We start from the raw sequence: 14,410 nt of genomic DNA, 5'->3' as shown, positions 1-14,410 counted from the left end.
TTATTATTTTTTTAATGTGAAGAAAAATGTTGTTCCTTCTCCCTGTATACTTTCTAACCAAATTTCACCAGAGTACAAGTCTACTATCTTCTTAACTATAGATAAACCTATACCTGTAGAGTCCTTATGTTTATTAAGGGATTGAAAGATCTCAAATATCTTATGATGATATTCTTTCTCAATACCTATCCCATTATCAGATACAGAGAATGTATTGTGTGTTTTTCCTTCTTTACAAGCTATTTTAATAACACCCTGTTCCTTATCTGAGTAACGTATGGCATTACTCATTAAGTTTTGAAAGAGCTGTTGTATACGCACTCTATCTGCTTTTATAATAGGTAAAGTGGTTTCTCGCTCTATACGTATATTATCAGGGATGTGGAGTAACTTTTCTATATCATCTATTACTCCAGAGACAGATACATCTTCCTCCTCTTTATCATCTGATGAGACACTTGAGTATTCAAGCACATCAGATATGAGTTGCTCCATCTTCTCTAGCGTGGTACCCATCAAGTCTAAGTTTTCTAAACTATCGCTTGACAGTACCTCTGCATTATCTTCTTTCACCCAGGTTAATAGTGCATCAAGACTACGCAATGGAGACTTTAAATCGTGAGAAACCACGTGTGCATATTCTTGCAACTCGTGATTACTAGAAGCTAGCTTTTGTAATAAACTCTCTTTTTGTAATTCAAGTTCTTTAATAGCTGTAATGTCAAGGTGGATACCTATAGAGCCTATAATATTACCACTTAGATCATAATTTGGCGCTCCACTTATAAGCCAGTGTCTCTTTTCTCCTTTTTTAGTCACTGCGACTACCTCATAAGAGTTTGATGAGCCTTCAAGGCGTTTTTGATTTTCTTCTATGAGTCCCTGTCTTGAGCTCTCATCAAGAAGTACTTCACTACCCTTCTTGCCTATTAATTCATTTTCAGTATAACCAGACATTTCTTCAAGACTCTGGTTTACCATAAGAATCTTGTCGTCATTATCTACCTCTACAAGACCCAGTTCCATATTTGCAATGATACTACTGTACTTAGCCCTTTCTGCCTCAATATTTTTTCTAAACCTTCTATGTAATGTTACATCCCTGTAAGTGGTAAGGTGACCTTTGTAAATGCCTTCTTCATAGATGGGTATAAAATCTCTTTCTAATATTCTGCCATCTTTGAGGTGCAATTCATCACCTACTACTTGCTCTTTAAGTTTAATAAGTGTGTTAATTCTAGTTACAAAACGCTCTTCATTTTCAAAAAGGTGTTTGTATCGCTCTGCTGCATTAGTACAATCTTGACCTATGAGCTCAGCTGGAGTACTAGCCATATTAAAGAAGTCGCAAAAACGCTCGTTTGCAATCACTACTTTTCTGTTCTCGTCTTCTAGTAATATCCCGCTCTCAAGGTTTGAGATCACTGCAGAGAGTCTGTTTTCTGAATTGAGAAGTTTACGCTCTGCGGCTTTTTGTGCGGTTATATCACGTACAATCCCTTGTGCAGCTATTGGGATTTGATTTTCATCATAAACGATACTTGCATTGAGTTCAAGTAGTACTGTTTTACCGTGAGCGACAATCCTTACATTAAAACCTGTGAGAGAGCCTGTGCTGTATAATTTTTGAAAAGCAGTAGCAGCCTTCTCTACATCATCTTTATGTAAAGTGTCTAGGAGGTTTTTCTTTTCTGAAAGATTAAAATCTAGTAACTGCTCTGCAGCTTCATTCATTTTTAAAACGTCACCAAAAAGATTGGTCACTACATAAGCATCAACTATGTTTTCAAAAACCCCTTTAAGTTCTGAGGTTTTTTCCCGCACAAGGCCTTCGAGTTGTTCATTTGCCTTTTGTAGCTCTTGCCCTTTATAAAAAAGTTCACGAGACTTATCTTCAAGAATACGTTCGGCCTCTTTTCGGGCCGCCTTTTCACGAGCTAGCGCTCGTTCATACATTTTTATTTTTTCTTCACTCATCTGCAGTGATACTGAATTTAACTTCAGTACCCTTATCGTTTAGTTTCTCGACTAAGATAGTAGCTTTTTGATTAAAATGCTCAAATGTTTTATTCATTAATCCTCTACCAAAAGAGTGCATCGCCCTACTAGACGTATAAATCATTACCAGCTCATTTTCAGTCTGTTTAACAATTTCAAAGGTAGGCAACTCTGCATCAGGATATATTTTTATAACCTCGACGTGTATGTGGTTTTCTATAGATCCTAGCATATCAAAAGGATCTTTAAATTGAAGTAAAAACTCTGGGTAACTCTTCTTTACTACACTAAAAAAGTGCTCTCCATAAACTAATAATAAGTCGTCTATAGCGATACCAGTTTCCTTATTTAGATTAGTAAGTAAACTCACCATCTCTGCAAAGCTATAAGTACCTACTGCTGTATAAACTCCATTAGACGGAAGTTCTGAGTTAGCAAGAAGGGTGTCAACCATTTCTAGTCCAAACTTATCTTCTACAAGATCTAAAAATTCTGTAAATACAATTCCTTTCATTATGCTTTTATTAGTTCGTTCTGACTCCAGTAATTAAGTGTGCGTTCTATTTTCTGAACGTAATCATCATACTTAAGCGGCTTTAAGATATAACCAGCAACTCCGTGTTTGTAACATTCTAGTACATCCTTTCGGTTACTTGATGTTGTAAGTATGATGGTAGGTAAATACCTTAACACCTCATCTTCTTTTAAAATTTTCAAGAATTCAATGCCATTTATACGTGGCATATTGAGGTCTAAAAATATGATATCTGGAACCACATTTTCATCCTTAAGAATAGCAAGCGCTTCTTCTCCATTTTTTGCTTCTATGAGGTCGTGTTGCATCTCGAGCTTTTTTATCGCTCTCTTAAGCTTCATAACTTCAATAGCATCGTCCTCTATTAAAAGAACTTTTAATTTTTTTGACCCCAAATCATTATTTTTAAATGTCAACAAATATGAATATTAAAAATTGATTCTTAGATGAAAAATAGTTGAACACACATTTTACTGTAGACGGATGGTAGAAAAGTGTCGACGAGTGGTAAAAATGAGTGTTTTTTACGCTTTCGCGAAAGCAAAATGATATTTTCTACTAGTATATTACTTCACAACAACTTATATGCTGAATTTGAAATACTTAGCAAATGTCGTAATTATAATGCTCTCAATTACTCATTTTTTTTTCTCAAGGACATCCTTAAAGAAAATCTAACGCTTGTTTAATTTAGAAAAGAGATATAGTCTATCTCGTGAGGCTTGAGTAAACGGTTTGTTTTGGTCCTAACTTTTAATAAGTCCTTAAGTGCGTTAAGCTCGCTTTGATTAAAAACCATTGCCAGATTTTGTTGCATAGATTGTATAGGTATCTTACGCTTGAGCAATGCGCGCTGGCAAGAAGCTTCCCAGTAATCTATATCTATCTCATACACAAACTTGGTAAACGCCTTAAACTCTCTAGGAGTAAACTGAAGGTATATATTATTAAAATAAAGATGATATACCTTACACCCCTTGCAGTATGAGAGCTCTCCTTCTATATTTTTTGAAAGTGTTTTGAGATTAGTACACATAAGCATTGTTTTTAATAGCAATCTGTTTTTAGCTGTCCAGACTCCTTAAGGCTTGCAATATCTGTTGTGCCGTATTGAGCAAGCGTTTCTTCTAGAAGGTCAAGCACATCGTTTTGCATCGCCAGCGATCCACATATCATTATGACGCCCTTATCCTCAATCGCTTTAAGGAGAATGTCGCGACGTACTCTTAAAGCATCTTGCACATATTGCTTGTCTCCCTCTCTGGAGTGACTTTTATAAAAATGTACACGTGGGTTTGTTGCATACTTTTCTAAGAGGTAATCATCATAAAGTGCAGTAGATGCCGCTGTACGACTTCCCCAAAACACGTAAAACTCCGTAGGTGCTTTTGTATCTAGCATCCCTATAAAAGGTGCGATACCAGTACCATTTGCAATCATTACCACTTGTCTAGCCTTTTTAGGTAAATGAAAGGGGCTATTATGATTTATACTTGCTTTAATAACGGTACCTTCATTAAGACTGTATAAATAAGAAGACCCTTTACCCATACTGTGCTTTTTTACACTTAAAACTATGGTGTCTCCTACCCTAGCAATGGAGTACTGCCTAGCGACTGTTGTATCTGGTGGTGTGATTGCAAATAAATCGCCAGATGTAAATGAGGTCTTTCTTACAGGCTGTAGGGTAATAATGAAGGTTTCATCTACATTTATTTCAGTTCTTTTAAGGACTTTGAAGTCTTGTAAAGCTGCCTTTTTTACTTTTTTCTTAGTGTCTAGCGGTAATGTTACACCTATACGTTTTCCATATTGTGCACCCCATTCTTTTACTTGAGCCACATCTCCATTATTAATTTTATGTAACGGCAGTTGTGGTATAAAACCGGCTTGAGCTTGTAAAAGTGCATCTACTTGTATGGCAAACTTACAGTAGTCTGGATACTCACGTGATCCATAACCTACCACAGCATAAGCAATCTCGTTGAGTTGTGATATGGTTTTAAAATTTTTTATAAACTTTCTGGCATTTGTAGGTGCCTCACCTTCTCCATATGTAGATGTAAAAATGATGATGTGTTGCGCTTTCGCGAAAGCGGAATACGTGTTAAGCATCGTCATAAACACATTTTTACCGCCAGCAGTAAGGTCGTGATACAACGCGCGTGCATATGAGTGACTTGTACCCGTCTCCGAACCTACAAGAATGATGTACTCACAGTCATCCTTATCTGGCATTTTGAGCGTTCTCCCCTTCTTTGACAGTCGTTTTATGCTCATTACACAACCCGAGTACATAAAATATAAAATGGAAATACTAGCCAGTAGTAGTACGATAGACCATAAGACGGTTCCTTCTCCGGTATGTAATACCCAACTTATCTTAGATACAGCTTCTATAAATGGATATGTAGTACTCCTTACAATCTCACCAGTAGCTTGATTTACATAAACCTCTTTATCTGAAAGTGCAATCTCATAATACTCCGCTGGATCACTAGAAAATGGAAAAGCCACCTCACGCACGTCACTGAGCATTATTTCTTTAAAAAAGGGTATCTCAGTAACACGATTATACCTCACAGCATTATCTTGAGGGGTGTACTCCGCTACTTCTGTTTGTGGAGTAGGTATTAATTCAAACTTTTCGGCAGAGAGATAGACGCCTGTAAAAGCAATTATAATTATGGGGATGATAAACCACCTACTAAGCAAGACGTGATATCGTAACTCTGGGTAATCTTTATGAACTCTAGCAAATATCTTTCTTAGGCCACCTTGTCGCTGTATAAGCAATAGAAACCCTGTAAGAGCTATAGCGAGTAATAATAGCGCTATTATACCTACAAAGACACGCCCTAGGGTTTTTAAAAACAGTGATCTGTGCAAGTTAGTCGCAAAGCTATAGATGGAAGGGCGCTCTTGTACAATGGCAAGGGTTTCACCCGTAAGCGCATCTATGTAGACATCTTGCGTCTCCATCTCTGAGGTAAGCACGGCCGCTTTTACAAATCCGGCAGTGGTTACTTCTAGGGCAAAAACCTCATCATAGTTTTCTTTAACTACACCTATTGTAGTGCCTAGTGAGATGCTATCTAGCTCGCGTACATCATATCCTTTTGCTTGATGAGCAATAGGCTCTACCGCAAGTATAACACCCGTTATAGCTGCGACGAGTAAAAATAAAGATGAAACTAAGGCTAGTACAAAGTGACTATATCGCCAGATAGATAGGGTCATAGGTATCTTACTGAGGTAACATTCTTACGTAGCGTATAAAACCTTTACCTTCTTTTTTGGCTTTCAGGTTTTCTGAAGTAAGTTCAAATTGAATATCATCTTCATAATATTCTTGATCTTCTACAGAGGTTTCAAAACGTAAACTATAACCTTGATCAATTTTATCTTCTGGTATTTGTAATACAGTTACTGTGCGCTCACCACCACTTATGGTAGCCCCAGAAATTGCATCTATATTAGGACGGCGCTTCCCATAAAATTGCCACCAGGCAGTAATCTCACTATACCACTCGCTGTCTTTACCTTGCACATAAAGTGTCTCTTGATACGCACCGGTAGGATCTAGAAGCGATACTACAAGGTAGGCTCCTTCTCCACTATAGTTAGTCATCTGGATAAGGCACTTTACAGGTTTTGTAGTTGCTGTAGTAAACGCACTTAGTAAAAGCCCCGTGAGTAACAGGGCTGGTATGATTTTATAGATACTTTTCATTATTTTAAAAATGTTAGAGGGATGTTATTTTGCTGTAATAGTTCGTTTTCGGTAGCGAGGTCTAGTACAGACTCTTCAAAATCTGTTTTTACTTTGTGATCTGCGCCACTCGCTATAAGCAACTTCATAAGACGGTCGTCTTTTGCCTTCATTGCTGCAATGTGAAGTGCGGTAAGTCCTTCACTGTTTTTTGCATTAATGGCTGGTTTATATGCGAGAAGCTGCTTTACAAGGTTTACATCATTTTTTAAGACTGCAAGATGTAATGGTGTATTTCTTTCGGCTTGTGTAGTGGTAAGAGACACTCCTTTTTTTGATAACAAAGCAAGCTTACTTTCAAAAGCTTTTGGATTCCTAGCCCTATATGATTGTACAAGGTATGATGCTAGTGAGTTACCGGCTTTATCTTTCGCGAAAGCGTCACCACCATTATCTAGTATATATTGTACAACACTCATATCATTACCGCCCACAGCAAGCATAAGTGGTGTTTGCCCCTTATCATTTACTGTATTAATATCTGTAAGTTGCTTTGCGAGTAACTGCACGATTGCAAGATTATTTCTGGCAGCAGCATTATGAAAGGCGGTTGTACCACTTTTATCTTTCTGGTTTACATCTACGCCTGCATTTATAAAGAAGTTAAAAATAGCTGTGTCTTTGTTGCTATACGCAAGACGGTGTAAAGGTGTCGTACCTTGTTTTGTAACCACATTTGCCACAAGACCTAGCGATTGTAGATACTCATAAACGGCTAGTGAGTTACTATAACCACGACCACCTTGAGCTGCAAACATAAATGCATTACCTCCATCACTGGCAAGCTCCTTATAAGCCACACCACGTGCTACAAGGGTTTTAAGAAAATCTATATTTCCTTTTTTTGCGGCATAGTTAAAAATGCCATTCCCCTTAGTATCTGTAGCATTTATGTCAAAACCTTTGTTTAAAAAGTAATCAAGACCTGCATCTGTTTTTAATGATGGTGCTGCGAGTAAAAGTAAGTTTACACCGGCATCACTTTGTTGAGCGGTGAGGTTTACGCCTGCATCTTCAAAAGCATCAATGATGGCTGGATGAACCTGCCCAGCATTAATCCCGAAAGCTAGCGGAGTAAAACTATGGCTGTCTAGTGCTGTTGTACTAGACCCCTCTTTAAGTAAATAGGTTACAGTCACAACATCACCCGCATATGCAGCCCAGTGTAAATAGATACGGCTGTCGTGTGTCTTTTTTGCTACGTCATTACCTGGCTGTGCGAGGAGATATTTAATTACAGCTACATCTTTCTTTTCAAGTAGTGCATACACCGTAGCATCAAAGGCGTTTGCATTGAGTATTGCTGGATTGTTACCCTCTTTTATTTTTTGTGCGACAGTACTTACTGTGACATCACCTTTCCAAAAATCTCTATTTAGAAAAATGTTATCGTCTTGTGCGTTTACTAGTGTACTTGCTAGAAGAATAGCCAGTAGTAATATGTTATGTGCTCTTTTCATAATTATTCTTTTACAAATGATTCTATAAGTTGGTCTATACTTTCCTGATCTTCATATCCTTCGCCAAAAAGGTGCTTGTATAGTACTTTATTATCTACTTTTTGCTCTAGGTGTAGGTCTTTGTTCTTGTTGTAAACTTCATCCCATTTAGTGCGCACAAGCGCCCATTTTTCTTGGTTATCTACCCACCACTGTGCAGCAGCAGCACATTTACTATCATCTACGCGCTTGTAGGTATTGTATCCTTTTTCTTTGGCTATTACTTGATCTTCTTGGTTTGCGGTGCGCACTACCTTACTATTATCTTGATCGTGTACCCATCCATAAGGAGTAATCTCCTGGCGATTACCACGTACCGTAAGATTATAGTCACTTCTAGTAGTATACTCTCGTCTAGGTAAAGGTGCATTTGCGGTATTCTCCCAGTAGCTCTTACCATCTACGTGTACCCAGGTTGCAGAGCCTTCATAACGCGGACTATCATCTACTTGATATACCTTTTGTGTCCACTGTCCAGCTACTTCATCTGCACTTTTATTTTCGTAAGTCCACACATTATCTGCATTGTATGAGTAGAGGTTTGTGTTTTCATAAAGCCAGTTTTGTCTCCAGTGTTTTACAATCATAGGTTGTTCTGGGCTTCCTACTTGTAATAAGTGTTGTATCTCAATTTGATTCTCCTTATCTGTAACGAGTTGCGCCCACTCTAGTCCTTTGCTTACCTTATTTTTTGAAGGTTTATATAATGAGTCATTGCTATAAGTAAAGGTCTCTGCAAAGTTAAAAGTCACTTCAAAGCAGCCGCACATCTTCTTTATAGCTTCTTTATCGAGCTCCTTTTTATTAGTCTGTGCTGTGGTTTGTAATCCTATACTTATTATAAGTAGGGTAAATAATATTCTTTTCATCTGATCGGTATGTTGTTAAGTAATTTGTGGTGTAAAAATAGTTATTTTTATTAAATCTAAATAACAATAAATACTATATTTGCCCACTATTAAGAATCAATCTAAATAAAATGAACCCTAAAACACTAGCAATAAGCTTAGTACTTGTTATAACCTCACAAACACTTTTTTCTCAAGAGCAACCAGAGGCTGTAACACCAGAAGAACTAGAAGAAGTGATCCTGACAGCTACGCGCACAAAACGACAATTATCTTCCCTCCCTCTACCCGCAACTTTAATCTCACAAAAAACCATAAAGCAATCTGGAAGTTTACGATTACAAGAGATACTTAATGAGCAAACAGGTATTATCACCATTGCAGATGAGAGCGGTTTTGAAGGGGTGCAAATACAAGGAATCTCATCAGACTATATACTTATCCTTATAGATGGTGTGCCACTAGTGGGTCGTAGTGCGGGAAACTTTGATTTGAGTAGGCTCACCGTAGGTAATATCAAACAGATAGAAGTGGTAAAAGGTCCCTCTAGTAGCCTTTACGGCTCTGAGGCGCTGGGCGGAGTTATCAATATTATTACAGAAAAGCCACAATCAGAACAGCTAGATGGTGATGTGACCTATCGCATAGGCTCAAATACCACACAAGACGTGCAAGCCAGCATCAAGCAGGGGTTTGAAAAATTGAGATATGCCCTGTTTGCAAACCGAAACTCTAGCAATGGTTATGATCTCACACCAGAAAATGAAGGACAGACCGTAAATCCATTTGTAAACTACACTGTAAATGGTCGTGTGTATTATGACTTTAGTGACAAGCTTTCATTGTTTGGCTCTGCTAGATTATATGATCAAGAGCAGGAAGCTGGCCTTACGGTAGATAATGTGCGATACGAGGGTGATACAGACGAGCGTGAGTATAACACCCATCTCAAATTAGACCAAAAATTTGATTCCCCACTCACTACTACCTATGAACTTTACTACACAAACTATCAAGCGAGGGAGTTGCTACAAGACCCTATTTCGGCAGGAGTGCTTAGTGATAATGACTTTAACCAGAAATTATGGCGGCCAGAGGTACGTGGTAATTACGCTTTCGCGAAAGCGGGATCACTCACAACAGGTATAGGCTTACAGTATGACCAGCTAGATCGTACCTTTTTTGACGAGACAGTACGTTTTAACTCGCAATACATCTATGCACAATATGACACCACACCCCTAGACAAACTGAATGTTATAGCAGGATTGCGTTATGATAATCACTCTGAATATAGTAATCAACTTAGTCCAAAAATTGCCCTACGCTACGAGGCTACAGATGCTATTGCCATTAAGGGCTCTGTGGGGTATGGCTTTAAAGCGCCAGACTTTAGACAGCTATACTTTGATTTTACAAATGCGGCCGTGGGTTACACCGTATTGGGCTATAATGTGGCGTTAAGTAAGCTTCAAGAACTGCAAGATCAAGACCAGATACTAGATGTACTCATCTCTCAAGATGACTTATCACAACCGCTCGCCGCCGAAAGTTCTGTAGGTTACAACCTAGGCGTCACCTATAAAAAAGGAAAGTGGAATGGAGAGCTCAATGGCTTTAGAAATGACTTTAAAAATCTGATTGATACACGCATTATTGCTAGAAAACAAAATGGTCAAAATGTCTTTAGCTATGCAAATTTTGATAAGGTATTTACCACAGGCTTTGAGCTTAATGCCACCTACACCTTCTCAAAAGATCTTCGTCTTAGTGCGGGATACCAGTTGCTGTATGCATATAACAATGCAAACAGGGATGCGGTGCGAGATGGGCAAGTTTTTGCACGAGACCCAGCGACTAACCAGACGGTTGTTATAGAAGAGCAAGACCATTTTGGACTCATTAATAGATCCCGCCATAATGCAAATGCAAAGCTATTTTATAACATCCCATCGCTAGATATAGCTATGAATGTACGCCTACTCTACCGTAGTAAGTACGCACAGTTTGACACAAACGGTAATAACCTAATAGATCGCTACGACACCAGCTTTGTAGATGGTTACCTAACGACCAATGTTGCTGCTTCAAAAACATTTTATAATGACTTCACGCTTCAAGTAGGAGCAAATAACCTCTTTGATTATAAAGATAGTAACATCCCAACTTTACCGGGCATACAAGGGTATGCCTCACTTAATTATCAATTTTAACTATTTAATACACACACAATGAACAAGAACTTTTTTACACTAGCAACCCTCTTTATCCTTGCTTTTACATCGTGCAGCAGCGATGATGATACTACGGTTACACTCGCCCCTGTTGAGGCAGAGCAAGTAAGTAATCTATATGCGCCACAAACGGGCGGACAAGGAGCACCTATAGGAGGTGATTTCACAAAATTTGACTTTGAGACAGGAGCAATCACTACAAGTGATACAGCCTGGGACATTGCCTTTAGAGGTACTACCATTGCTGTAAATGGTGGTGTAGCAACAGGCACAGATGATGAGCCTACACGCACTGGTGATGCGGCAGCAGCTATCATTACTAGTACTTTTGATAATGTGACTACAGCAGAAGGTCTTACGTTTACACAAGACTCAGAAAGCGAGTTTGCTATCCCTACAGGAAGTGATAATGGATGGTACAATTACAACTTTCAAAACAACGTGGTCTCTCCAATACCAGGACAAATACTTGTATTTAAAACTACCGAGGGTAACTATGCAAAAGTTGAGATACTGAGCTACTATCAAGATGCACCTGCCAGTCCAGACCCACAGACAGACGCGAGTAGATATTACACATTTAACTATGTCTATAACCCTAATGAAGGCGAAACAACTTTTAACTAAGTTGTTTAATTAGTCTGCTAGTTGAGCCCATCGTTATGATGGGCTTTTTTTATGAACGCTTACCTCCCAGGCTACTACTTCCCATATGGAGGTCACTATTAAGCAATTCCTCTTGTTGTGCAATTTCCTTTCTTGCTCTAAAGATGTATTCTTTCTCGTCTTTTGGGCTTACTGCAAGACGTTTTAGACTATCTACATCCAGCTGTATAAACTTGGCTGCTTGCTCATCTGTAGCCTCTCGATCAAAGCCCATAAAGTGCAATACATCACTCGCCATCTTTACAGATGTATCTAGGGACTCTCTGTAAATATGATCAATTCCCATATTGTGAAGCTCGTAAGCATCATATCTATTTCTGGCGCGCACGAGTAGTTTAATGTGAGGATACTTATCCTTTACCTTTTTTACAATGCGTCGTACCAGCTCTGGGTTATCTATGGCACAAATAAGGTAATCTGCCTCTGCAATACCAGCAGACTCAAGAAGATCCATTCTATTTGCATCACCATAAAATACCTCAAACCCCATTTTACGCAAGAAGTCTACTCTATTTGAGTCTAGATCAAGTACTGTAGTTTTTATACCGTGGGCACGTAAAAATCTGCCCACAGTACTCCCAAAATGACCAAAACCTATAAGCAACACTTTATGGTTAGACTGTATATCGTCCATAGGTCTTTTTTCTTGTTCTTTAGTTCCTTTGCGGGGTAAAATAAGGCGCTCGTTTACAATCCAGAGTACAGGTGTAATAGTCATTGTGAGGGCAGTAACCACGAGCATAATATCTAGCTGCTCTCTCTCAAATATATTGAGCTGGAAAGCAAAGGATAACAATACAAAGGCAAACTCCCCTATTTGTGCTAGTCCTACAATAAGTAGTAATCGCTGGTCAAGTTTAAGCTTAAAGGCTAATCCCGTGATGAGCAATATAATTGCCTTTACAAGGATGACACCCACCACAAGACCGGTAATCAATAAAGGATTTTCGGCAATAACAATAAAATTTATGGAGGCACCTACTGCCATAAAAAATAAGCCTAGTAATAATCCCTTAAAAGGATCTAGCGTACTTTCAAGCTCGTGCTTAAACTCGCTAGTAGCCAGAACGACCCCGCCTAAAAAGGCTCCAAGAGCAGGACTGAGCCCTACTAACTCCATAAGAAACGAGATACCCACTACTATAAGTAAAGCAGAGGCTACGAGTAGCTCTCTCACCTTTGACCTCGCCACCAGACGCAACATAGGGACAATAAGATACCTACCCGCTACTATAATAATAGCGATAGATAATAGAATAGCCAGAGCTTGCAGTCCTAGAGGCAGGTCATCTAGTAGACTCACGTGACCACCGTGACCACCTTCACTTGCTGTAGTAGCATCACTCACATTAGATAAAAGAGGTAACACACCAAGCATTACAATGACAATAATATCTTGAAATAACAGAATAGAAAATGAAGAAGTACCGTAGGTAGTTTCCATCAAGCCCTTTTCTTTATTAGTTTGTAAAGTAATCGCTGTAGATGATAGCGAGACTGCCATTGCACTGGTAAGTGCAATTTTCCAATCTACGCCAGCTAGGTACAGAATGCCATACGTGAGCAGCATCGTCCCAAATACTTGAATACTCCCCATACCTATAACGAGTTTTCGCATCTCCCAGAAGCTGCTTGGTTTGATCTCTAACCCTATAATAAAGAGCATTACCACTACGCCAAACTCTGCAAACTCCAGTATATCTTGCCCTTCTTGCCCAACAAAACCTAAAATATAAGGTCCTATGAGCATCCCGGCTAGTAAATATCCTATTACAGAACTGAGTCCTAGTTTTTTTGCTAGTGGCACACATATCACGGCACCGGCTAGAAATATAATTGCTTCAAAAAGTATTCCTCCACTCATACATTAATATTTGATTGGTTATAAAAAACGAGTACATCTTAAGCACTCACAGCACAAGAGGCTCTTTTAAGTAGCATATACTCCCCAGCATTTTTAAACTCTCTTACAGAAGTGCCTGTATAGCGTTTAAATGTTTTTGAGAGGTGACTTACATCTGTAAAGCCTAGCTCATCTGCGATTTCAGTAAGGGTAAAATCTGAATTGAGAAGACGTATCTCTACTAGTCTAAGTTTGGCTTTCATAATATACTCACGCAAAGACATCCCTACCTGTTTTCTAAAAAACTCACTTACGTAGGTGGCAGACATCATAAATGTTTCTGCAAGTCTATCTACTTTAAGTAATTCACTTTTTGCAATATTCTCGTTGATGTAGGTGAGCATTTTTGTTGCTCTATCATCACTTGTTGTATTTACAATCTCATAGTGACTCCCTTTTTTTATATTTCTAATAACCACTTCTAATATACTTACCATAAGACTTGAGATAAGCGATACTGAGACCTCTCCATAGTTTCTAGTCTCTCTCAAAATAATTGCTGTAAGCTGTTTGAGATGCTCCCTATCTACATCACTTTTAATGATATCGCCAGGCAGCTGGTTATAGTTAGACAAGATATAGGCGGCTTCTTTAAACCACTCAGACTTATCCAGCGTCATTTTATTAGAGCTTTTGAAAAACGAATTTGTAAACTTTAAAAAGACAAATTTTGTACGCTTCTCTATATTGAACGAATGACACTTTAAGGGAGGTAGTAAAAAGATACTATCCTTTTTATAATCATAAAAGTTGTAATTAATACACTGCGTACCCTCTCCACTTTCAATAAGTACAAGTTCAAAAAAATTGTTTTTAACTGGGCGTTGTTTCCACTCAGACAACTCCATTTCTTGTATTTCAAAAGGTTTATAAGCTTCTAATACTTGCATAATAGTATGATTTAGGGACAAATTTAGGGTTTTATAGCGTTAAAATTATCATAACATACTTAATA

Annotated in this window: 12 protein-coding genes; 2 read left to right on the top strand and 10 right to left on the bottom strand. The window is 38.4% G+C overall.

Going from position 1 to position 14,410, the window contains the following annotated elements:
- Positions 1–3: 3 nt before the first annotated feature.
- From Q0948_RS07270 to Q0948_RS07235, 8 genes are all read right to left on the bottom strand, one after another.
- Positions 4–1,977 (bottom strand): PAS domain-containing sensor histidine kinase, encoded by a 1,974-nt coding sequence (locus Q0948_RS07270; RefSeq protein ID WP_298351123.1) that lies wholly within the window; start codon positions 1,975–1,977, stop codon positions 4–6.
- Positions 1,970–2,512 (bottom strand): heme NO-binding domain-containing protein, encoded by a 543-nt coding sequence (locus Q0948_RS07265; RefSeq protein WP_298351126.1) that lies wholly within the window; start codon positions 2,510–2,512, stop codon positions 1,970–1,972. The genes Q0948_RS07270 and Q0948_RS07265 overlap by 8 nt, the downstream gene beginning before the upstream one ends.
- A complete protein-coding gene (locus Q0948_RS07260; protein WP_298351130.1) occupies positions 2,512–2,928 on the bottom strand; it encodes a response regulator in 417 nt (138 codons plus the stop codon). Before Q0948_RS07260 ends, Q0948_RS07265 begins: the two co-directional genes overlap by 1 nt.
- A 290-nt stretch (positions 2,929–3,218) precedes the next feature.
- Positions 3,219–3,569, bottom strand: a complete 351-nt coding sequence (locus Q0948_RS07255; RefSeq protein ID WP_298351133.1) for a DUF6686 family protein — start codon at positions 3,567–3,569, stop codon at positions 3,219–3,221.
- An 11-nt stretch (positions 3,570–3,580) separates the two neighbouring features.
- On the bottom strand, positions 3,581–5,773 hold the full coding sequence (locus Q0948_RS07250) for a PepSY domain-containing protein (protein WP_298351136.1): 2,193 nt from the start codon (positions 5,771–5,773) through the stop codon (positions 3,581–3,583).
- Between the two features lie 7 nt (positions 5,774–5,780).
- A complete protein-coding gene (locus Q0948_RS07245; RefSeq protein WP_298351139.1) occupies positions 5,781–6,266 on the bottom strand; it encodes a DUF2271 domain-containing protein in 486 nt (161 codons plus the stop codon).
- Positions 6,266–7,765 (bottom strand): ankyrin repeat domain-containing protein, encoded by a 1,500-nt coding sequence (locus Q0948_RS07240; protein ID WP_298351142.1) that lies wholly within the window; start codon positions 7,763–7,765, stop codon positions 6,266–6,268. The genes Q0948_RS07245 and Q0948_RS07240 overlap by 1 nt, the downstream gene beginning before the upstream one ends.
- Positions 7,766–7,767: 2 nt before the next feature.
- Positions 7,768–8,673 carry a DUF6607 family protein gene (locus Q0948_RS07235; RefSeq protein ID WP_298351144.1) on the bottom strand — a complete coding sequence of 302 codons (906 nt, stop codon included), beginning with the start codon at positions 8,671–8,673 and terminating at the stop codon, positions 7,768–7,770.
- Between the two features lie 110 nt (positions 8,674–8,783).
- On the opposite strand from Q0948_RS07235, the gene Q0948_RS07230 reads away from it, so the two are divergent.
- Positions 8,784–10,865: a TonB-dependent siderophore receptor gene (locus Q0948_RS07230; protein WP_298351147.1), complete on the top strand. Its 2,082-nt coding sequence runs from the start codon at positions 8,784–8,786 to the stop codon at positions 10,863–10,865.
- Between the two features lie 18 nt (positions 10,866–10,883).
- Positions 10,884–11,513, top strand: coding sequence for an HmuY family protein (locus Q0948_RS07225; RefSeq protein ID WP_298351150.1), 630 nt, complete (start codon positions 10,884–10,886; stop codon positions 11,511–11,513).
- A gap of 49 nt (positions 11,514–11,562) precedes the next feature.
- On the opposite strand, the gene Q0948_RS07220 is transcribed toward Q0948_RS07225, so the two are convergent.
- Entirely contained in the window at positions 11,563–13,416 is a 1,854-nt protein-coding gene (locus Q0948_RS07220) for a monovalent cation:proton antiporter-2 (CPA2) family protein (RefSeq protein ID WP_298351154.1), read from the bottom strand.
- 38 nt (positions 13,417–13,454) lie between these two features.
- Complete coding sequence (locus tag Q0948_RS07215; protein WP_298351156.1) at positions 13,455–14,345, bottom strand: AraC family transcriptional regulator; 891 nt, start codon at positions 14,343–14,345, stop codon at positions 13,455–13,457.
- Positions 14,346–14,410: the final 65 nt, after the last annotated feature.

Source organism: uncultured Dokdonia sp. (assembly GCF_947496725.1).
Lineage (GTDB): Bacteria > Bacteroidota > Bacteroidia > Flavobacteriales > Flavobacteriaceae > Dokdonia.
The sequence above is the reverse complement of the archived record's forward strand: the minus strand, read 5'-3'. Positions and strand labels throughout refer to the sequence as shown.

What these genes read in the sequence shown, in the direction of transcription:
- Q0948_RS07270 (WP_298351123.1), bottom strand. Translation starts at nt 1,977, where the DNA reads ATGAGTGAAGAAAAAATAAAAATGTATGAACGAGCGCTAGCTCGTGAA.
- Q0948_RS07250 (WP_298351136.1), bottom strand. Translation starts at nt 5,773, where the DNA reads ATGACCCTATCTATCTGGCGATATAGTCACTTTGTACTAGCCTTAGTT.
- Q0948_RS07245 (WP_298351139.1), bottom strand. Translation starts at nt 6,266, where the DNA reads ATGAAAAGTATCTATAAAATCATACCAGCCCTGTTACTCACGGGGCTT.
- Q0948_RS07255 (WP_298351133.1), bottom strand. Translation starts at nt 3,569, where the DNA reads ATGTGTACTAATCTCAAAACACTTTCAAAAAATATAGAAGGAGAGCTC.
- Q0948_RS07225 (WP_298351150.1), top strand. Translation starts at nt 10,884, where the DNA reads ATGAACAAGAACTTTTTTACACTAGCAACCCTCTTTATCCTTGCTTTT.
- Q0948_RS07265 (WP_298351126.1), bottom strand. Translation starts at nt 2,512, where the DNA reads ATGAAAGGAATTGTATTTACAGAATTTTTAGATCTTGTAGAAGATAAG.
- Q0948_RS07215 (WP_298351156.1), bottom strand. Translation starts at nt 14,345, where the DNA reads ATGCAAGTATTAGAAGCTTATAAACCTTTTGAAATACAAGAAATGGAG.
- Q0948_RS07220 (WP_298351154.1), bottom strand. Translation starts at nt 13,416, where the DNA reads ATGAGTGGAGGAATACTTTTTGAAGCAATTATATTTCTAGCCGGTGCC.
- Q0948_RS07240 (WP_298351142.1), bottom strand. Translation starts at nt 7,765, where the DNA reads ATGAAAAGAGCACATAACATATTACTACTGGCTATTCTTCTAGCAAGT.
- Q0948_RS07235 (WP_298351144.1), bottom strand. Translation starts at nt 8,673, where the DNA reads ATGAAAAGAATATTATTTACCCTACTTATAATAAGTATAGGATTACAA.
- Q0948_RS07230 (WP_298351147.1), top strand. Translation starts at nt 8,784, where the DNA reads ATGAACCCTAAAACACTAGCAATAAGCTTAGTACTTGTTATAACCTCA.